The sequence below is a fragment of the Bacillus sp. FSL M7-1020 genome (genome assembly GCF_038050415.1).
Lineage (GTDB): Bacteria > Bacillota > Bacilli > Bacillales > Bacillaceae_G > Bacillus_A > Bacillus_A toyonensis.
This window is the reverse complement of sequence record NZ_JBBOTW010000001.1, coordinates 87,501-107,500: the sequence shown is the minus strand read 5'-3', so window position 1 is coordinate 107,500 and position 20,000 is coordinate 87,501. Positions and strand designations below refer to the sequence as shown.

15 protein-coding genes, 2 tRNA genes, 3 rRNA genes and 2 riboswitches (2 of these 22 cut by a window edge) are annotated in these 20,000 nt (G+C 38.8%); of the genes, 3 read left to right on the top strand and 17 right to left on the bottom strand.

Translation table 11 applies throughout. From position 1 onward, the window contains the following. The 7 genes from ampS to groES form a co-directional block, all read right to left on the bottom strand. On the bottom strand, nt 1–962 hold the 5' portion of the coding sequence (gene ampS, locus MHB70_RS00615) for an aminopeptidase AmpS (protein ID WP_061530257.1). 544 nt of this gene lie to the left of the window's left edge; the window shows 962 of its 1,506 coding nt (coding positions 1–962); it begins with the start codon at nt 960–962; the stop codon falls past the left edge of the window. Further along, the gene (locus MHB70_RS00610; protein WP_000896762.1) at nt 946–1,647 is read right to left on the bottom strand and encodes a response regulator transcription factor; all 702 of its coding nucleotides are present in this window, start codon (nt 1,645–1,647) and stop codon (nt 946–948) included. The genes ampS and MHB70_RS00610 overlap by 17 nt, the downstream gene beginning before the upstream one ends. Before the next feature lie 142 nt (nt 1,648–1,789). Then, nucleotides 1,790–3,115, bottom strand: coding sequence for an NCS2 family permease (locus tag MHB70_RS00605; protein WP_000833089.1), 1,326 nt, complete (start codon nt 3,113–3,115; stop codon nt 1,790–1,792). A 128-nt stretch (nt 3,116–3,243) separates the two neighbouring features. Then, nucleotides 3,244–3,345: riboswitch (purine riboswitch) on the bottom strand. A 152-nt stretch (nt 3,346–3,497) separates the two neighbouring features. Next, entirely contained in the window at nt 3,498–5,036 is a 1,539-nt protein-coding gene (gene guaA, locus MHB70_RS00600) for a glutamine-hydrolyzing GMP synthase (protein ID WP_000743919.1), read from the bottom strand. Nucleotides 5,037–5,200: 164 nt separating this feature from the next. Beyond that, a riboswitch (purine riboswitch) is annotated at nt 5,201–5,302 on the bottom strand. Between the two features lie 131 nt (nt 5,303–5,433). Further along, nucleotides 5,434–6,882, bottom strand: coding sequence for a glycosyltransferase family 39 protein (locus tag MHB70_RS00595; protein ID WP_061530258.1), 1,449 nt, complete (start codon nt 6,880–6,882; stop codon nt 5,434–5,436). Nucleotides 6,883–7,211: 329 nt separating this feature from the next. After that, nucleotides 7,212–8,846, bottom strand: coding sequence for a chaperonin GroEL (groL, locus tag MHB70_RS00590; protein WP_001029987.1), 1,635 nt, complete (start codon nt 8,844–8,846; stop codon nt 7,212–7,214). Nucleotides 8,847–8,884: 38 nt separating this feature from the next. Beyond that, entirely contained in the window at nt 8,885–9,169 is a 285-nt protein-coding gene (groES, locus tag MHB70_RS00585) for a co-chaperone GroES (protein ID WP_000917306.1), read from the bottom strand. Nucleotides 9,170–9,567: 398 nt separating this feature from the next. Here groES and MHB70_RS00580 point away from each other — a divergent pair, with 398 nt between their 5' ends. Both MHB70_RS00580 and MHB70_RS00575 read left to right on the top strand, forming a co-directional pair. Continuing rightward, a complete protein-coding gene (locus MHB70_RS00580) occupies nt 9,568–10,317 on the top strand; it encodes a CPBP family intramembrane glutamic endopeptidase (RefSeq protein ID WP_000745318.1) in 750 nt (249 codons plus the stop codon). Then, nucleotides 10,314–10,505, top strand: a complete 192-nt coding sequence (locus MHB70_RS00575) for a YdiK family protein (protein ID WP_001246201.1) — start codon at nt 10,314–10,316, stop codon at nt 10,503–10,505. Before MHB70_RS00580 ends, MHB70_RS00575 begins: the two co-directional genes overlap by 4 nt. 29 nt (nt 10,506–10,534) lie before the next feature. Here the strand turns inward: MHB70_RS00575 and MHB70_RS00570 are convergent, their stop codons facing one another. After that, nucleotides 10,535–11,164 carry a redox-sensing transcriptional repressor Rex gene (locus tag MHB70_RS00570; protein ID WP_000372701.1) on the bottom strand — a complete coding sequence of 210 codons (630 nt, stop codon included), beginning with the start codon at nt 11,162–11,164 and terminating at the stop codon, nt 10,535–10,537. 187 nt (nt 11,165–11,351) lie between these two features. Here MHB70_RS00570 and MHB70_RS00565 point away from each other — a divergent pair, with 187 nt between their 5' ends. After that, nucleotides 11,352–13,286, top strand: a complete 1,935-nt coding sequence (locus tag MHB70_RS00565; RefSeq protein WP_000602175.1) for an ABC-F family ATP-binding cassette domain-containing protein — start codon at nt 11,352–11,354, stop codon at nt 13,284–13,286. A gap of 473 nt (nt 13,287–13,759) precedes the next feature. Here MHB70_RS00565 and tsaD read toward each other — a convergent pair whose 3' ends face one another. The 9 genes from tsaD to MHB70_RS00520 form a co-directional block, all read right to left on the bottom strand. Further along, the gene (gene tsaD / locus MHB70_RS00560) at nt 13,760–14,776 is read right to left on the bottom strand and encodes a tRNA (adenosine(37)-N6)-threonylcarbamoyltransferase complex transferase subunit TsaD (RefSeq protein ID WP_000414604.1); all 1,017 of its coding nucleotides are present in this window, start codon (nt 14,774–14,776) and stop codon (nt 13,760–13,762) included. Next, nucleotides 14,776–15,219 (bottom strand): ribosomal protein S18-alanine N-acetyltransferase, encoded by a 444-nt coding sequence (rimI, locus tag MHB70_RS00555; RefSeq protein WP_000367202.1) that lies wholly within the window; start codon nt 15,217–15,219, stop codon nt 14,776–14,778. The genes tsaD and rimI overlap by 1 nt, the downstream gene beginning before the upstream one ends. 13 nt (nt 15,220–15,232) lie before the next feature. Then, nucleotides 15,233–15,925, bottom strand: coding sequence for a tRNA (adenosine(37)-N6)-threonylcarbamoyltransferase complex dimerization subunit type 1 TsaB (gene tsaB, locus MHB70_RS00550; protein WP_000865744.1), 693 nt, complete (start codon nt 15,923–15,925; stop codon nt 15,233–15,235). Next, nucleotides 15,906–16,379, bottom strand: a complete 474-nt coding sequence (tsaE, locus tag MHB70_RS00545; RefSeq protein WP_000049641.1) for a tRNA (adenosine(37)-N6)-threonylcarbamoyltransferase complex ATPase subunit type 1 TsaE — start codon at nt 16,377–16,379, stop codon at nt 15,906–15,908. Before tsaE ends, tsaB begins: the two co-directional genes overlap by 20 nt. Before the next feature lie 174 nt (nt 16,380–16,553). Next, nucleotides 16,554–16,629, bottom strand: a tRNA-Asp gene (locus MHB70_RS00540). Nucleotides 16,630–16,631: 2 nt separating this feature from the next. Next, a tRNA-Met gene (locus tag MHB70_RS00535) sits at nt 16,632–16,708 on the bottom strand. Between the two features lie 12 nt (nt 16,709–16,720). Beyond that, nucleotides 16,721–16,836 (bottom strand): 5S ribosomal RNA (gene rrf / locus MHB70_RS00530). 50 nt (nt 16,837–16,886) lie between these two features. Next, nucleotides 16,887–19,808: ribosomal RNA gene (locus MHB70_RS00525) — 23S ribosomal RNA — on the bottom strand. A gap of 146 nt (nt 19,809–19,954) precedes the next feature. After that, nucleotides 19,955–20,000 (bottom strand): 16S ribosomal RNA (locus MHB70_RS00520); it runs 1,506 nt beyond the window's last position. The 16S, 23S and 5S rRNA genes sit together here with 2 tRNA genes alongside, the layout of an rRNA operon.

Here is a 20,000-nt window from a genome sequence, read left to right as displayed (position 1 = left end):
AAAGCAATTCTCGTATACTCATCATGTTGTTCTTTATTTTCATATTTAGAATCTCGAAGTAATCGTAAGTAACCCATAATAGAAGTAAGTGGTGTACGTAAATCGTGAGATACATTCGTAATAAGCTCATTCTTTTGCTTCTCTAATTTACGTTCCTTTTCTATATTATCCATAAGCTCTTCCGCCATATTATTAATATTCTCAGTTAAAGACGCAATCTCATCTTCACCTTTCTTCTCAATACGGTACGCTAAGTTACCTTTTTCTATTTCCTTTACACCTTGTGCCATCGCTTCAATTTGCTTCATCTTTCTCTTTGTTATATAGAAAAAAGAGAAAATGAATACAAGGACACCAATTAAAAACGGAAATGGTCCTTCTTGCGTGTCATACATTACCTCTCCCTCTGGAATTCCGCTAACAAACATGTACAAATTCTTTCCTTCAATAGTAATAGGTGAAAAAGCTATAAACTCTTTTCTTGTACTTTCAAATTCATTTCTACCATCTGTATAATTAATCGCAAATGATGCTGCATTACGAATCGTATTATGCAAATCGATTTGCTCTTCTTGCGCCTGCTTTGTTTTATATAAAACTTTACCACTTTCATCAGTAACCAATATTTTTAAAGCTCTATTTCCTCGCTCTAAATTTTGATTCTCCATTTCGATCATATTAGATATAGCTTCTAATTTATTTTCATGAACCGAACTATTCGCTGCTCTTTGAGCTTGGTAATTAATTTGTTCCATACCAGCTCGATAATCGATAGTCGCTTGACGATTCGCATTCTCAAAAAATGGCGCAGCCGCCTTTGCTGACAAAACTCCTAATAACGCACACGCAGCAAAAGTAGTAATCAATTGAATTCTTATACTCTTCCGTACGCTCTTTACTAATTTCTCAATTAGTTCTCTTGTTTTCCTTACATAAGTAAACGGATTAAATATCTTTTTCAATCTTATACCCCACTCCCCATACTGTTTTTATATATCTAGGCTTCCTTGGATTCTCCTCAATCTTTTCACGTACTTTTCGAATATGCACCATTACAGTATTATCAGACTGGAAAGATCGTTCGTTCCACACCTTTTCATAAATTTGCTCCGCGCTAAAGACCATACCTGGATTACGGGCTAGTAATTCTAAAATTGAAAATTCCCTCGGAGTTAGTTTCACTTCTTCTCCATCTACAATAACTTTATGGGTCGAAATGTTTATTCTCATCTCTCCAATTTCTAACTCGTCCTCATTTTGTATAACGAAACCATTCATTTTCATATAACGACGTAACTGGGATTTAATTCTCGCGATTAACTCTAACGGATTAAACGGTTTCGTTACGTAATCATCTGCACCAGTTGTTAACCCTAAAATTTTATCCATATCTTGCGTTTTCGCAGAAAGCATAATAATTGGCATTTCTTTCGCTTCTCTTACTTTCATACACATATGAATACCATCTACTTTCGGCATCATAATATCCAACACAACTAAATGTACTTCATTCTCTTCTAACATACGTAGCCCTTCTTCTCCATCTCCGGCCTGCAGTACTTTATATCCTTCGTTCTTTAAATATATTGTAATAAGTTTCCTAATTTCTTTTTCATCATCTACGACAAGTATTGTTTCCCCGGCCATAATATTTCCCCCATTCATTTTTTATCCCTAACTTCTATTATAGGAAAACTTCTGAAGAAAAACGCTCGGAAATCCTTAAGATTTTCTGAAGACGCAAAAAAGGCCTAGACTCCCCTTAAGTCTAGACCTTTCAAAAACCCCTTTATTTACGAACGTAGATGAAATACAGTACGAATAAAACTCCCATAACATACATAATCGGATGAACCTCTTTACGACGACCACTCACAACCATTGTAATTGGATAGAAGATAAATCCAATCGCAATTCCCGTTGCGATACTATACGTAAGCGGCATTGAAATGATAGTAAAGAATGCCGGTACTGCAATCTCGAACTTCTTCCAGTCGATTTCTCCTAAAGAAGAAACCATTAAAATCCCTACAATAATTAAAGCTGGTGCCGTTACAGCTGGTGTTACAACACTTAATAATGGCGAGAAGAATAGTGCCAGTAAGAAGAATCCTGCTGTTACAACTGCTGTAAATCCAGAACGTCCTCCCGCTGCTACCCCTGCAGACGATTCAATGTAAGACGTTGTTGTTGATGTACCTAAGATCGCACCAATTACAGTTGCAATTGCATCTGCGAATAATGCTTTTCCTGCACGTGGTAATTTATTGTTCTTCATTAATCCTGCTTGATTCGCAACCGCTACAAGCGTACCTGCTGTATCAAAGAAATCGATAAAGAAGAACGTTATAATTACAATCCCCATTTGAATAGTGAAAATGTCTCCGAAATGAGTTAACGCAGCACCGAACGTTGGTTCTAGACTCGGTATCGCCCCCACTACTGCTTTAGGAGTGTCAATTAATCCTGTTGCTACTCCTAAAATTGCCGTAAGAATCATACCGTAGAATACCGCACCATTAACTTTCTTAATCATGAAGATGATTGTCGTAACAACCCCAAAGATTGCTAGTAACGTTGTGCCCTTTGTTAAGTCCCCCAACCCAACAAGAACAGCATCATTTTTCACGATAATTCCGGCATTTTGGAATCCAAGAAAGGCAATGAACAATCCGATACCTGCTGCTACTGCAAACTTTAACTCCGATGGAATTGCATTAATGATTTTTTCACGAATACCTGAAGCTGTAAGAATAATAAAGATAATACCTGACATTAACGTTCCGGCAATTGCTGTTTGCCACGGAATACCCATCGTTAAAACTGCTGTATAAGCAAAGAACGCGTTAATTCCCATACCTGGGGCTAAAGCAATTGGATACTTTGCGAAAATACCCATAATTAACGAACCGATCGCGGCCGCTAATGCTGTCGCAACGAATACTGCACCTGGATCCATTCCTGTACCTGCTGGTAACCCTTTAACATTTCCAAGTGACAGCGTAGCAGGATTGACAAATAGTACGTAAGCCATAGATAGAAATGTCGTTAACCCTGCTATGAACTCAGTCTTATAATTCGTACCGAGCTCATCAAATTGAAAATAGCGTTTCATCCTACGTTTCCCCCGTTATATGATTACTCGCCGCATTTCACCCTAGCCCTCTTTTATCTATAAAAATAAAAAAGGCTTCCATTGCATATACATGGAAGCGTTCTATAAACAAAGACAAGTTTCCCCTCATCTTTATAAAAACGCCTCGTAGTCAAGCCATTTACGGTAGCTAGGTAGAAACTTTCGGGCCATATCCCCGATATTATACGACGGCATAATATTCACTTTTCGTTTGAATTACATACTCATATTAACTCTTGAAAGTATTTTTGTCAATTTAAAAACGAACAATTTTATAAAATTTTATATTTTCGTTCGTATTAATACTGAAAATAAAAAGATCCATCTATGCATAAGCAAAAGATGGATCTTTTTTATAATACTATTCCCACTCAATAGTTGCTGGTGGCTTACTCGTTACATCATACACGATACGGTTAACGTGTTTTACTTCGTTTACGATACGTACAGAGATTTTCTCTAATACGTCCCAAGGGATACGTGCCCAGTCAGCTGTCATACCGTCGATAGATGTTACTGCACGGATACCTACTGTGTAATCGTAAGTACGCTCGTCACCCATAACACCTACGCTACGCATACCAGGAAGCGCAGTGAAGTATTGCCAAATTTCGCGGTCTAAGCCCGCTTTAATAATTTCTTCACGTAAAATCGCATCAGATTCACGAACGATTTCTAATTTCTCTTCTGTGATTTCACCTAATACACGAATACCAAGTCCTGGACCTGGGAATGGTTGACGCCATACGATTTCATCAGGAATTCCTAATTCAGATCCTAATACACGTACTTCATCTTTAAATAACGTGTTTAAAGGCTCAATTAATTTGAACTGCATGTCTTCCGGAAGTCCACCAACGTTATGGTGAGATTTAATTGTTTGTGCAGTTGCTGTACCACTTTCAACGATGTCTGTGTAAAGTGTACCTTGTGCTAGGAAGTCCATACCTTGTAATTTAGAAGCTTCATCATCAAATACGTAAATGAATTCGTTACCGATAATTTTACGTTTTTGTTCTGGATCTTCTACACCTTTTAACTTGTTCATAAAGCGTTCTTGTGCATCCACTTTAATAACGTTCATATGGAAGCCTTCGCTAAATGTTTTCATAACACCTTCTGCTTCACCTTTACGAAGTAAGCCGTGGTCAACGAAAATACATGTTAACTGGTCGCCAATTGCTTTATGAATTAATACTGCTACAACAGAAGAATCTACACCGCCACTAAGTGCGCATAGTACTTTTTTGTCTCCAACAGTTTCACGGATCTTCTCTAATTCTACTTCGATAAAGTTCTCCATGTTCCATCCTTCAGAACAACCACATACGCCGAATACGAAGTTTTTAATTAAATCGTTACCGTGCTCAGAGTGACGTACTTCTGGGTGGAATTGTACACCGTATAAGTTTTTCGCTTCATTGCTCATACCAGCAATTGGGCAAGACTCACTTGTTGCGTCTACTACGAATCCTTCAGGTAAACCAGTTACTAAGTCACCATGACTCATCCATACAACTTGCTCTTCTGGAAGGTTCGTATATAATTTTGATTCGTTCTCTACTTTAAGAACAGCTTTTCCGTACTCACGGTGGTTTGCACGTTCTACTTTACCACCGAAGTGTTGTGTCATAAGCTGCATACCGTAACAAATACCGAAAATCGGTAATCCTAGTTCAAAGATTTTTTCATCACAATGTAATGCACCTTCACCGTATACACTATTTGGTCCACCAGAGAAAATAATCCCTTTTGGATTCATTGCTTTAATTTCTTCCGCAGTAATTGTATGTGGATGAAGTTCACTGTATACACCGAACTCACGAATTCGACGTGCTATTAACTGATTGTACTGACTTCCAAAATCTAAAACGATAATTGTATCGTGCTGCTTTTTCAAAATAATCACCCCAACGTTAGTTCTCGTATATAAATATTTTCACCAATTTGGCGAAAAGCATTACCAATATAATAAAAAAAGCCAGTCCTCCGCCTCTAGTCTCATAACAAAGAAAAGGCAGGGGTCTGGCTTTATAAAGAAAGATAGTCTCCGCTCTTTATAAATATAAGACACACTGCCTTCATAGTCAGGTTGTTTACGGTAACCCGGTAGAGACTCTCAAACCATATCATTGAGGATATATGAAGGATCGTTTTATATTATCTTCCTAGATTCTAACAATGAAGTGTCGATGTGGTCAAGAGAGAAAGCGACAAAATTCTACAGAAATTAATTTCTTTCCCACTAAAACACAAAAAACATTTCCATATAGAAATGTTTTTTGTGTTTTATCCTATTATTCAACTTTTTTCTGTTGTTTTCTACCCATTAATCGTGTAACACCATTTTTCATTACAAATACCCCGTATCCCACAAATAAAAAAATAACGGGCAAAATGTCAAAACGATACCTAGTTTGAACTTCGACAAACAAATGAATAACCATATATCCGCCAAACAAAATATATAAAAGAGGATATATTGAATCATTTCTTCTATATAATGAAATGGTACCAATCGCAAATATACAACATGTAATATACATAAGCCTTTCATATTTTGTCAGCATTTGTTGTAAGTGTGGTTTATTCAGTTCCCCCCACTCCAAAGCCCAACCAGGTGCATCATCAGGATTACTCCACATTTTTTCAACTTTCAATACAAGTAATTGACGAACTTTCTCTTTGTCCTTCAATCTGTCCTTGATCAAAGCAATGGAAGCATCATTTCTTTCCTTCCCAAGTTTAAATTGACTAAGGTAAACAACATCTGGCTGATTCCATCCACCAATCGAATCATAATTGAATCCCACAACAAATTTCCAATATGGCATTTGGTTCGACAATGGTTTTTTTGCTAATCCCGTGTTCATTAAGAAAATACTTACAATTTGCATCACTAGAAAATATACAATCACTATTCCCACTAATTTTTTTACGTAGTTTAACGTTTCTTTTTTTCTAAACGGAAGTATCTTATAAATTAATACATAAACAAAAACCGCCAATAAAAAGAAACTTCCTAACGGTCTCATAATATTTCCAATGCTTAACAGTAACCCTGTTAAACCCCAACCGTATTTAGTTGAAAAACCTTTTGTAATTAAAACATACAGTCCTAAAAAAAAGAAAAAGGTAGAAATATATTGATTTGTTAATACAGAGCTATAGATAATATTAGGTATGTAAAGCGCGTAAAATATTGCCGCAGTTCTCGCACTGTATTCATTAAAAATGGTTTTACCCATAAAATAAATAATCACGGCAGTACCTACGCTCCAAAAAATATTAAATAACTTCAATATAAACAGATGATTACCAAAAATTTTTATTAATATAGCCTCATAATATGTGAATCCCAATTGGTATGTCCAACTCATATAGTATTCATCTGTAATAAATGCAAAATTACCCTTTACAGCTTGTTGAGCACTTTCATACATTACAGAAAAATCCGAGATAGGTACTGTTTTTTCAAAAATGATCCATAACAACCTAATTGCAAAGGCTGTAACTATGAGAATGAGCAAAAATTGATTAACTGTTAAAAAACGATTTGCTAAAAATGATATTATTCCGAGCACCAAAATAGTTGCTACTATCTCCAGAATTAACACAGCGACCGAGGAATAGGTAGATTTCTCTATTTGAAATGAATTATAAAGTGTAATGACAAACATCGCCAAACCACATACTACTAATATTTTCGAAAAAATGTTTCTACCCAAATTTTCTTTAATCTGCATCATATACCTCACTAACTAGGCTACCGCCATCTTCTCTCATAGACAATAAGAACTAGGAGACTTATTATCTCGACTAAAAAATAAGAAAAATCCCTTTTGACTGTATCATAAATGTTAAAAGAATTATATATTCAATTGGAATTATATTGAATATTACCGTAATAAAAGAAGCTTGAATATTCCCCTCCATTCTCTCTCTAAACTTGCGACCTTCCAGAAACCTTTTATATACATCTTAACAACAAAAAAGACTACCTCCTTTTATCAAGGAAGTAGCCTTCTTCTAATTAACTATTTATACATTGAACAGCTTCACAGAGTGATGCTTATTACATCATTCCGCCCATACCGCCCATGCCCATGCCGCCCATGTCAGGCATTGCTGGTGCATTTGGTTCTGGCTTATCAGCAACTACAGCTTCAGTTGTTAAGAACATAGCTGCAACAGATGCTGCGTTTTGAAGTGCAGAACGAGTTACTTTAGCTGGATCTACGATACCAGACTCAAGCATGTTAACCCATTCGCCAGTAGCTGCGTTGAAACCAACGCCTACTTTTTCGCCTTTTAGACGCTCTACAACTACAGATCCTTCTAGACCAGCGTTGATTGCGATTTGACGAACTGGCTCTTCTAGTGCACGAAGTACGATGTTGATACCTGTTGCTTCGTCGCCTTCAGCTACGATAGAAGCTACTTTCGTGTATACGTTCATAAGTGAAGTACCACCACCTGCAACGATACCTTCTTCTACTGCTGCACGAGTTGAGTTAAGTGCATCTTCAATGCGAAGTTTGCGCTCTTTTAACTCAGTTTCAGTTGCTGCACCTACTTTAATTACTGCTACGCCACCAGCTAATTTAGCAAGACGCTCTTGTAATTTTTCACGATCGAATTCAGAAGTTGTTTCTTCTAATTGCGCACGGATTTGACCGATGCGAGCTTCGATTTGTTGTGTGTTTCCAATACCTTCAACTACAGTTGTGTTTTCTTTCGTTACAACGATTTTACCAGCGCGCCCTAAAGATTCAACTGTAGCAGATTTTAAGTCACGTCCTAATTCTTCAGTGATTACTTCGCCACCAGTTAAGATTGCGATATCTTCTAGCATTGCTTTACGACGGTCACCAAATCCAGGAGCTTTAACAGCCACTACATTGAATGTACCACGAAGTTTGTTCACTACTAATGTAGCTAAAGCTTCGCCTTCTACATCTTCAGCAATGATAAGAAGTGGTTTACCTTGTTGTACCACTTGCTCTAATACTGGTAAGATTTCTTGGATGTTAGAAATCTTTTTGTCAGTAATTAAGATATATGGGTTATCAAGAACAGCTTCCATTTTGTCAGAATCAGTAATCATGTAAGGAGATGCATATCCACGATCAAATTGCATACCTTCTACTACGTCTAATTCCGTTGTGAATCCTTTAGATTCTTCTAAAGTAATAACGCCGTCGTTACCAACGCGCTCCATTGCTTCAGCGATTAATTGACCTACTTCTTCGTCAGCCGCAGAAATAGCAGCTACTTGTGCGATAGAAGATTTACCTTCAATTGGTTTAGAAATCGCTTTTAATTCTTCAATTGCAGCAGTAACAGCTTTTTCGATACCTTTACGAAGACCCATTGGGTTTGCACCAGCTGTTACGTTTTTAAGACCTTCACGAATCATAGCTTGCGCTAATACAGTTGCAGTTGTCGTTCCGTCACCAGCTACATCGTTTGTTTTGCTAGCAACTTCTGCTACTAATTTTGCACCCATGTTTTCGAATGCATCTTCTAATTCGATTTCTTTTGCGATTGTTACACCATCATTTGTAATAAGTGGTGAACCGAATTTTTTCTCAAGTACAACGTTACGACCTTTTGGTCCAAGCGTTACTTTTACTGCGTTTGCAAGAGTGTCGACACCGCGAAGCATCGAACGACGTGCTTCTTCACTAAATTTAATATCTTTTGCCATAATAATTGACCCCCTTGGAATTTTTAAGATTTATATAATTAACCGATAACTGCTAAAATGTCACTTTCACGTAAAATCAAGTAGTCTGTACCTTCGTATTTTACTTCAGTACCTGCATATTTTGAGAAGATGATAAGATCACCTGCTGCTACCTCTAAAGCAACACGCTCACCATTTTCAAGCACTCGACCAGTACCTACTGCAATAACTTTACCCTCTTGTGGTTTTTCTTTTGCAGTGTCTGGTAATACAATACCACTTGCTGTTTTTTCTTCTGCTTGAACAAGCTCAATTACAACGCGATCACCTAATGGCTTTAGCATGAACAATAACCTCCTCATTGTGTTATGTAAATTTTTTATTAGCACTCGAGTCACCCGAGTGCTAACACACTTATAATAATAAATAATCTCAATTTCTTTTGCAAGTAAAAAAATCATAATTTTTTCGCAAATTACTATATATACTCTTCTATATAAAATCCTTCTTCTACTACCTTTACTATATGAATCGTTGTTTCCACTACTCGTATGTTACAATATGAAAGACACCCTAAGTTGTTTTCGCTACACACACAACTTTTTCCTGTCTTCTATTTTAATTTCCAATGCAGATTTACAAAAAAAACATAATTCGAATGAAAGTTTATATCGTAGGTAGCATATTACATGTTATCCTGCCTTATCTCATACACTAGAGTTAGAAAGGATGGTTAAACCATTTGAAGAAACAATATTGGTGGATTATCGTTACATACATTTTAATGCAATTGTCGGGTATTGCCGGATTACCACTTCTTCTGAAAACCGGACTATACGATAATAGAGGATTTACCAACGAGGAAAAGTTTCAACTAATAACCGGACATTGGTCTATTATTAGCTTTTTCATTGCACTATGCGTTGTAATTTGGTTACTTAGAACAGATATTCGTGACAGGCATTTAGATGCAATGCGCTCTTCTGTTCCAGCTACAATCGGGTGGATTTTTATCGGGTTCTTCTTAGCAATCATCTCACAAAGTATTGCAGGTATGATTGAAATGTATCTATTAGGGATTACACCTGGATCTGAGAATACAGACCGACTTATGGACATCGCAAGAACGACACCTTGGTTCCTTATTGTTATATCTATAATCGGACCTATTTTAGAAGAAATCGTATTTAGAAAAATTTTATTTGGTACACTTTATAAGAGATTTAATTTCTTCGTTGCTGCTATTATTAGTTCACTCGTATTCGCAGCGATTCATTTTGATTTTACTCACCTATTGGTATACACTTCTATGGGGCTCGTATTCGCCTTCTTATATGTAAAAACGAAACGCATTATCGTTCCTATAGCAGCCCATGTAGCAATGAATACATTAGTTGCCATTGGACAGATTTTCATGAGCAATGAACAAATTCAAGAAATGATTAAAGAAGCTGAAAAAATGCAAGGCTTTATCGGAGGATTTTTTGTATGAGAAACTCACCATTGTTCATGGCTGCATTGTATTTCCTTCTCGGATGTATCTTTACACGTTTCGCCATTACGAACGTGACAGATACAATCTGGAATATGTGGACAATACTATTTGCAGTTATGGCAACAATTGATTTTAATTTGGCACTTCGCCTTATATTAGTGAAATTCACAAAGAAAAAACAATAATAAAACGCAGAGGTCACCTCCTCTGCGTTTTATTGTGGATAATTCTTTAAAAAGTAAACAAGCGTTTGTAGCTCTACAGCTAAATCAATATGATGAATTCTTATATTCTCTGACACATTTAAGCGTGCTGGTGTGAAGTTTAAAATACCGTGCACGTTTGTTTCTGCCAATCTATCGGCTACAGATTGCGCTACTGTAGCAGGTACTGTTAATATTGCCACTTGTATATCATTTGATAACCTTTCTTCTAATTCATCTAAATGATATACAGGAATACCCCCGATTTCTGTTCCAACTTTCTCTTCACTAACATCAAATGCCATTTCAATTTTTGTATTATTGTTTTTCGTGAAATTATAATGTAAGAAAGCGGTCCCTAAATTACCTACTCCAATAAGCGCTACACGTGTTATATCATCTTGATCGAGTGTTTCACGGAAAAATGATAATAAATAATTTACGTTATATCCATATCCCTTTTTCCCTAATGCTCCAAAGTATGAGAAATCTCTTCGAATAGTTGCGGAATCAACCTTTACCGCTTCACTCAATTCGGCTGATGAAACACGTTGCTTACCAGAAAGAGATAAGTTTTGGATAAATCGATAGTATAGAGGCAATCGTTTAGCAGTGGCTTGCGGAATTTTCTGCTGATCCATATAACCTCTCCTCTCTTCCTATCTTTATTCATATACTTGAATCGAATACAGAAGTTTAGTACTTATGAATTTCCTTGTATAATAAAGAGAAGAAGTATTCTCTCTTTATTTTAAACTATACACTATTTTTAGTATGATTGAGAAATATAAACATGGCAAAGTTAAGAAATTATTTGAGGTGAAAACATTGATTTTATTACAAGTAAACGGGCTTTCAAAATTATACGGTGCCGAAACGATTCTTGCAAACATAAAATTGGAAGTGCAAACGAAAGATCGTATCGCTTTAGTTGGACGAAATGGAGCCGGAAAATCTACATTATTAAAAATTATCGCCGGTGAATTATCTCATGATGGCGGCGAAATTATAAAACCGAAAGATGTCTCAATTGGGTACTTAGCTCAAAATACTGGATTAGAAACATCATTAACAATTTGGGATGAAATGCTAACCGTCTTTACACACCTACAGCAAATGGAGACAAAACTTCGAAGGCTAGAGCAAGAAATGGGAAAAGAAGAAAACTTTTCAAATGCCGCTACATATGAAAAATTATTAGCTGATTATGACCAATTGCAATTAGATTATAAAGATCAAGGCGGCTATCAGTACGAAGCAGATATTCGCTCCATTTTAAGCGGTCTTGGTTTCCCTGTTGAAACGCATCAGACGACAATTTCTACGTTAAGTGGCGGACAAAAAACGAGATTAGCTCTTGGGAAATTATTATTAACGAAACCAGACTTACTTATTTTAGACGAGCCTACAAACCATTTAGACATCGAAACATTAACGTGGCTTGAGCAATACTTACAAGGTTATCCTGGCGCAATTTTAATCGTTTCTCATGACCGTTATTTCTTAGATAAGCTTGTTACACAAGTATATGAAATTTCGAATAAAGAAAGCAGACGATTTGTTGGTAACTACAGTAAATATTTAGACTTAAAATCAGCCCTATACGAACAAGAAATGAAGCGTTACGAAAAGCAACAAGATGAAATCGCTAAACTTGAGGACTTCGTTCAAAAAAATATAGCACGTGCATCTACGACAAAACGTGCACAAAGCCGTCGTAAACAATTAGATAGAATGGAATTATTAACCAGACCATTAGGTGACTCTAAATCAGCCTCATTCCACTTCGATATTGAAAAACAAAGTGGAAATGATGTTTTACAAGTAAAAGATGCAACCATCGGTTATGATGAGGATCCTATTATTGAACATGTAAATATGCGCTTAACTCGGGGAGATAGTGTTGCCTTAGTTGGACCGAATGGAATTGGAAAATCCACATTATTAAAATCCATTGTGAATAAGTTACAGCTATTACATGGAGATGTTGCTTTCGGATCAAATGTATCTGTTGGTTATTATGATCAAGAGCAAGCTAACTTAACATCTTCTAAGCGCGTTTTAAATGAACTATGGGATGAATATCCGCTTCAACCCGAAAAAGAAATTCGCACTATATTAGGTAATTTTTTATTCACAGGGGATGATGTACTAAAACCAGTATCTTCTCTTAGTGGTGGACAAAAGGCCCGATTAGCTCTCGCAAAACTTATGATGCAAAAATCCAATTTATTAATTCTCGATGAGCCAACGAACCATCTTGATTTAAATAGTAAAGAAATTTTGGAGAATGCTTTAATTGATTATCCAGGAACTCTTCTATTCGTTTCACATGACCGCTACTTCATTAATCGCGTAACGACTACAGTTGTCGAATTATCAACAGAAGGTGCGCAAGAGTATTTAGGTGATTACGATTACTATGTGGAGAAGAAAAATGAAATGATTGAACGCGCAGCATTTGAACAACAAGAACAGCAAGAAAATCAGGCACCTGTTCAAAAAACTGTAGCTCAAGAAAAATTAAATTATCTCGAAGAAAAAGAGCGTAAACAATTAGAACGTCAACGCACTCGAAAAATCGAAGAACTAGAACAAAACATCGTAAGCTTAGAAGAAGAAATTGCTACGTTAGAGGATCAGCTTTGCTTACCAGAAATATATGCAGATTATGAAAAGGCTAGTGAGATTACAACGAAAAAACAAACATTACAAGAACAACTTGAAGCCTGTATGGCAGAATGGGAAGAACTGCATATATAAGCTAATTTAAACAAAAAGGATGTCTCATCAGTCGAGGATTTTTGACTAGATGACATCCTTTTTATTTCCCTTTAGAATCAGTTTCGTAGTACATGAAATTATATCGACGATTTTTTGAATGCACATACCTTAACTTAAAATATATAAACAATTCGACAAGAAACATCGTTTTCCCGACAAAGATTGACAATTGCAGCAACCAATATGATAAGAGGAGGATTTTTCAAAAGTTTTTTAGGATATCTTCTCGTTTTTATTTCCCGAAAAAGAATTCATTTAAAGGTCAGACTTCATCCGTTTTATCCACAAGGTTATACACATATCCACCTTTATAAAATAAACATCAAAATAACTTTTCCACATTATCCACATTTAACAAAAAAGTTATTAACAGTTTATATACACAATAAAACCCACATTATCAACAGATAATATGGGTTTTATCCACAAGCTGTGGTTAATTTTGTGTATAACTATGCTTCAATATCTAAGCCTGGGTTTGCATTTAAAGCTAATGTCGCACGTTTTCCTTGTTCGTATGCAATTGTACCTGCAGCTGCAATCATTGCTGCATTGTCTGTGCATAAAGATAACGGCGGGATAATTAGCTCTATATCTTCTTTTCGTGCAAACTCTTCTTCTAGACGTGCACGAAGCCCTTTATTAGCAGCTACTCCACCAGCAAGAAGCAATTGCTTTACATTATACGCTTCTGCTGCACGAGATGCTTTCGTTACAAGTACATCAATTACACTCTCTTGAAAGCTTGCTGCTAAATCTTCCGGTGCAATTTCTATACCACGTTGTTTTGCGTTATGCACAGTGTTGATAACTGCTGATTTCAATCCACTAAAGCTGAAATCATACGAATCGGGTTCTAGCCATGCACGAGGCAAATCAATTGTTGGCTTCCCTTCATGCGCAAGGCGATCAATATGAGGACCACCTGGATACGGCATAGATAGCGTACGAGCTACTTTATCATATGCTTCTCCTGCTGCATCATCTCGCGTTTCACCAATCACTTCAAATGAACCATGTTCTTTCATATAAACAAGTTCTGTATGTCCACCCGATACAACAAGTGATAGTAGTGGGAATTGAACTTCTTTTACTAAACGATTCGCATAAATATGGCCAGCAATATGATGAACACCAACTAGAGGAATATCATGTGCAAAGGCTACCGCCTTCGCTGCATTTACTCCTATTAAAAGTGCTCCTACTAAACCGGGTCCCTCTGTTACAGCAATTGCATCAATATCCTCGAAAGTTATATTCGCTTCTTTTAAAGCTTCTTCTAACACAACTGTAATTTCTTCTACATGGTGACGGGATGCAATCTCTGGTACAACCCCGCCAAAACGCTTATGACTTTCAATTTGTGATGCAACGACGTTCGCAATGATTTCCGTTCCATTTTTAACAACTGCTACTGCTGTTTCATCGCAGCTTGTTTCAATACCAAGTATAATCGTATTTTTTTCCATTATATATTCACCCACATTACAAGACCATCTTCCTGATTGTCTGCATAGTATCGTTTACGAATTCCACCATTTTGAAATCCGTATTTTTTGTATAACTGCTTTGCTACTTCATTTGATACGCGTACTTCAAGCGTCATTGTTTTTACCCCTAGTTCTTTCGCTACGGAAATAACTTCTTTCAATAGGGCATCTCCTAACTTTTGACCTCGGTATTCTGGCAAAATAGCTATATTTGTGATATGTGATTCATCAATAATTATCCACAATCCACAATACCCGATTACAAGGCCATCTTTTTCTAGCACAACATAATGTGCATGTTCATTCATCGTTAATTCACGTTGAAAGGCATCTGCAGTCCAAGGAGTTGAAAAAGATGCTTCTTCAATAGCTACAATTTGAGCGATATCATCGAGTTCCATCTTTCTAAATATCATATCCATCTTCTGCAAGCTCCTACTTGTTTTGACTTTCTAACCACTTTGTTTCAGCTTCAGCTAAACGAAGGTAACTAGGAACAAATGAATGTACATCTTGTTCCTCTTTTTGTAACCCTAAGAAAGCTAACTCACTTGGTCTTGGGTTATTTTTAGTGAAAGGAGCAAATACAGCTTGATTGCCTAAATGTTCTATAATTGTTTCTTTATGCAATTTAACATCGTTACCGATAAATAAAACAGGCTGTCCTTTATCTTTTAACATTTGCAACCAGTCTACAATAAGAATAATTCGATCTTCTTCTATTGAAGTTAACTGCTCTCCTTCATATGTATATAATCCAGTATAAATTTGTCCACGTCTTCCATCAAATAAAGGACAAATTAACCCACTAAAGTTAGCACCGTTTGCAGCTACTACTTCTAAACTTGATACACCTACGATTGGTATTTGAAGTGACCAAGCTAATGTTTTTGCCGCTGTCACACCTATGCGAACTCCTGTATATGATCCAGGTCCAGCAGCCACAACGATTTTAGTTAATTCTTTTGGTTTTACACCACATTCTTTTAATAGTTGCTCTACAGCTGGCATAAGGCGTACAGAATGGTTTTTTGTTAAATTTGTAATGATTTCCCCAATTACGTTTTCTTCCTCAATAAGGGATACACCCATTACGTAATTTGAAGTATCAATTGCTAGTACTTTCATCTTGTAATAGCTCCTCACATAATCTAATATAACGGTCTCCAACTGGCTCGAGTACAATTTTCCTTGTGTCATCTCCAGCATGGAATAAACTAATTTGTAACTTTTCATTCGGTAAATATGCTTCTATCAAATGAGCCCATTCTACTACCGTAATTCCTTCACCATAGAAGTACTCATCAAAACCTAAGTCTTCTTCACTTTCCGCTAAACGATACACGTCCATATGATATAACGGCAATCTTCCTTTATATTCTTTAATAATGTTAAAGGTAGGACTATTTACAACTCTTTTCACGCCAAGACCTTTTGCTAGCCCTTTTGTAAAAGTCGTTTTACCAGCTCCAAGATCTCCTTCTAAAATAATTACATCTTGTGCCCGGGCAAGTTCACCTAGTTTTTCTGATAATCTTTGTGTTTCCTCAGAAGATTTTGTTGTTACTTCATATTTACTCACAGACTTCACCTACTTTACTCACAATGTTCTCTGCTCTTTATTATACAGGTTTTGAATATATAAAAAAGTCCTTAGGAGTTGTCCTAAGGATAGTTTGACTGTCTTTATTAGTTTTTTGTTAAAACAAATAAAAAAATACGAAACAACTTGTTTCGTTCTTTTCTTTATATAAAATGGCGGTCCCGACCGGGGTCGAACCGGCGATCTCCTGCGTGACAGGCAGGCATGTTAACCACTACACCACGGGACCATTGGTTGCGGGGACAGGATTTGAACCTGCGACCTTCGGGTTATGAGCCCGACGAGCTACCGTGCTGCTCCACCCCGCGATGATATAAATAGCTTGGCGACGTCCTACTCTCACAGGGACAAGGTCCCAACTACCATCGGCGCTAGAGAGCTTAACTTCCGTGTTCGGTATGGGAACGGGTGTGACCTCTCTGCCATCATCACCAAACTATTGAAGGCATATTCCTTCAAAACTAGATAACATTTGCTACATATTATATGGTTAAGTCCTCGATCTATTAGTATTCGTCAGCTCCACATGTCACCATGCTTCCACCTCGAACCTATCAACCTGATCATCTTTCAGGGATCTTACTAGCTTACGCTATGGGAAATCTCATCTTGAGGGGGGCTTCATGCTTAGATGCTTTCAGCACTTATCCCTTCCGCACATAGCTACCCAGCTATGCCCTTGGCAGAACAACTGGTACACCAGCGGTGCGTCCATCCCGGTCCTCTCGTACTAAGGACAGCTCCTCTCAAATTTCCTACGCCCACGACGGATAGGGACCGAACTGTCTCACGACGTTCTGAACCCAGCTCGCGTACCGCTTTAATGGGCGAACAGCCCAACCCTTGGGACCGACTACAGCCCCAGGATGCGATGAGCCGACATCGAGGTGCCAAACCTCCCCGTCGATGTGGACTCTTGGGGGAGATAAGCCTGTTATCCCCGGGGTAGCTTTTATCCGTTGAGCGATGGCCCTTCCATGCGGAACCACCGGATCACTAAGCCCGACTTTCGTCCCTGCTCGACTTGTAGGTCTCGCAGTCAAGCTCCCTTATGCCTTTGCACTCTACGAATGATTTCCAACCATTCTGAGGGAACCTTTGGGCGCCTCCGTTACACTTTAGGAGGCGACCGCCCCAGTCAAACTGCCCACCTGACACTGTCTCCCGGGTCGATAAGACCCGTAGGTTAGAATTTCAATACAGTCAGGGCGGTATCCCACCAGCGCCTCCACCGAAGCTAGCGCTCCGGTTTCAATGGCTCCCGCCTATCCTGTACAAACTGTACCAAAATTCAATATCAGGCTACAGTAAAGCTCCACGGGGTCTTTCCGTCCTGTCGCGGGTAACCTGCATCTTCACAGGTACTATAATTTCACCGAGTCTCTGGTTGAGACAGTGCCCAAATCGTTACACCTTTCGTGCGGGTCGGAACTTACCCGACAAGGAATTTCGCTACCTTAGGACCGTTATAGTTACGGCCGCCGTTTACTGGGGCTTCAGTTCAGAGCTTCGCTTACGCTAACCCCTCTCCTTAACCTTCCAGCACCGGGCAGGTGTCAGCCCCTATACTTCGCCTTACGGCTTCGCAGAGACCTGTGTTTTTGCTAAACAGTCGCTTGGGCCTATTCACTGCGGCTTTCCGTTAAGAAAGCACCCCTTCTCCCGAAGTTACGGGGTCATTTTGCCGAGTTCCTTAACCAGAGTTCTCTCGCACACCTTAGGATTCTCTCCTCGCCTACCTGTGTCGGTTTGCGGTACAGGCACCTTTTATCTCGCTAGAAGCTTTTCTTGGCAGCGGGGAATCAAAGACTTCGCTCCATAAGGAGCTTCCCCATCACAGCTCAGCCTTCACGATAAGCGGATTTGCCTACTTATCAGCCTAACTGCTTGGACGTGCACAACCAATCGCACGCTTCTTCTATCCTTCTGCGTCCCTCCATTGCTCAAACGATAAAGAGGTGGTACAGGAATATCAACCTGTTGTCCATCGCCTACGCCTGTCGGCCTCGGCTTAGGTCCTGACTAACCCTGAGCGGACGAGCCTTCCTCAGGAAACCTTAGGCATTCGGTGGACGGGATTCTCACCCGTCTTTCGCTACTCATACCGGCATTCTCACTTCTAAGCGCTCCACCAGTCCTTCCGGTCTGACTTCACTGCACTTAGAACGCTCCCCTACCACTGATACCATTGGTATCAATTCGCAGCTTCGGTGGTGTATTTAGCCCCGGTACATTTTCGGCGCAGAGTCACTCGACTAGTGAGCTATTACGCACTCTTTAAATGGTGGCTGCTTCTAAGCCAACATCCTAGTTGTCTAAGCAACTCCACATCCTTTTCCACTTAATACACACTTTGGGACCTTAGCTGGCGATCTGGGCTGTTTCCCTCTTGACTACGGATCTTATCACTCGCAGTCTGACTCCTAAGGATAAGTCATTGGCATTCGGAGTTTGACTGAATTCGGTAATCCGATGAGGACCCCTAGTTCAATCAGTGCTCTACCTCCAAGACTCTTACACTTAAGGCTAGCCCTAAAGCTATTTCGGGGAGAACCAGCTATCTCCAGGTTCGATTGGAATTTCTCCGCTACCCACACCTCATCCCCGCACTTTTCAACGTGCGTGGGTTCGGGCCTCCATTCAGTGTTACCTGAACTTCACCCTGGACATGGGTAGATCACCTGGTTTCGGGTCTACGACCACGTACTAAACGCCCTATTCAGACTCGCTTTCGCTGCGGCTCCGTCTCTTCAACTTAACCTTGCACGGGATCGTAACTCGCCGGTTCATTCTACAAAAGGCACGCCATCACCCATTAACGGGCTCTGACTATTTGTAGGCACACGGTTTCAGGATCTCTTTCACTCCCCTTCCGGGGTGCTTTTCACCTTTCCCTCACGGTACTGGTTCACTATCGATCACTAGGGAGTATTTAGCCTTGGGAGATGGTCCTCCCAGATTCCGACGGAATTTCACGTGTTCCGCCGTACTCAGGATACATTCAAGAGAGAACGAAGTTTCGACTACGGGGTTGTTACCCTCTACGACGGACCTTTCCAGGTCGCTTCGTCTACCTCGTTCCTTTGTAACTCCGTATAGAATGTCCTACAACCCCAAGAGGCAAGCCTCTTGGTTTGGGCTAGATTCCGTTTCGCTCGCCGCTACTCAGGAAATCGCATTTGCTTTCTCTTCCTCCAGGTACTTAGATGTTTCAGTTCCCTGGGTCTGTCTTCCATACCCTATGTATTCAGGTAAGGATACCATACCATTACGTATAGTGGGTTTCCCCATTCGGAAATCTTCGGATCAAAGCTTACTTACAGCTCCCCGAAGCATATCGGCGTTAGTCCCGTCCTTCATCGACTCCTAGTGTCAAGGCATCCACCGTGCGCCCTTTCTAACTTAACCAAACTAAAATTAAAAAAATATGAGCTACACTGTTATCTAGTTTTCAAAGAACATACATTTATATATGAGAGATAGTTCTCTCAAAACTGAACAAAACGAAACACGGAAACTTATATTGATGAACAGCGTTCATCAATTCTCCATAGAAAGGAGGTGATCCAGCCGCACCTTCCGATACGGCTACCTTGTTAC

What these genes read in the sequence shown, in the direction of transcription:
- MHB70_RS00595 (WP_061530258.1), bottom strand. Translation starts at nt 6,882, where the DNA reads ATGCAGATTAAAGAAAATTTGGGTAGAAACATTTTTTCGAAAATATTA.
- MHB70_RS00610 (WP_000896762.1), bottom strand. Translation starts at nt 1,647, where the DNA reads ATGGCCGGGGAAACAATACTTGTCGTAGATGATGAAAAAGAAATTAGG.
- tsaB (WP_000865744.1), bottom strand. Translation starts at nt 15,925, where the DNA reads ATGAAAGTACTAGCAATTGATACTTCAAATTACGTAATGGGTGTATCC.
- MHB70_RS00570 (WP_000372701.1), bottom strand. Translation starts at nt 11,164, where the DNA reads ATGGATCAGCAGAAAATTCCGCAAGCCACTGCTAAACGATTGCCTCTA.
- MHB70_RS00575 (WP_001246201.1), top strand. Translation starts at nt 10,314, where the DNA reads ATGAGAAACTCACCATTGTTCATGGCTGCATTGTATTTCCTTCTCGGA.
- groES (WP_000917306.1), bottom strand. Translation starts at nt 9,169, where the DNA reads ATGCTAAAGCCATTAGGTGATCGCGTTGTAATTGAGCTTGTTCAAGCA.
- tsaD (WP_000414604.1), bottom strand. Translation starts at nt 14,776, where the DNA reads ATGGAAAAAAATACGATTATACTTGGTATTGAAACAAGCTGCGATGAA.
- groL (WP_001029987.1), bottom strand. Translation starts at nt 8,846, where the DNA reads ATGGCAAAAGATATTAAATTTAGTGAAGAAGCACGTCGTTCGATGCTT.
- rimI (WP_000367202.1), bottom strand. Translation starts at nt 15,219, where the DNA reads ATGGATATGATATTTAGAAAGATGGAACTCGATGATATCGCTCAAATT.
- MHB70_RS00605 (WP_000833089.1), bottom strand. Translation starts at nt 3,115, where the DNA reads ATGAAACGCTATTTTCAATTTGATGAGCTCGGTACGAATTATAAGACT.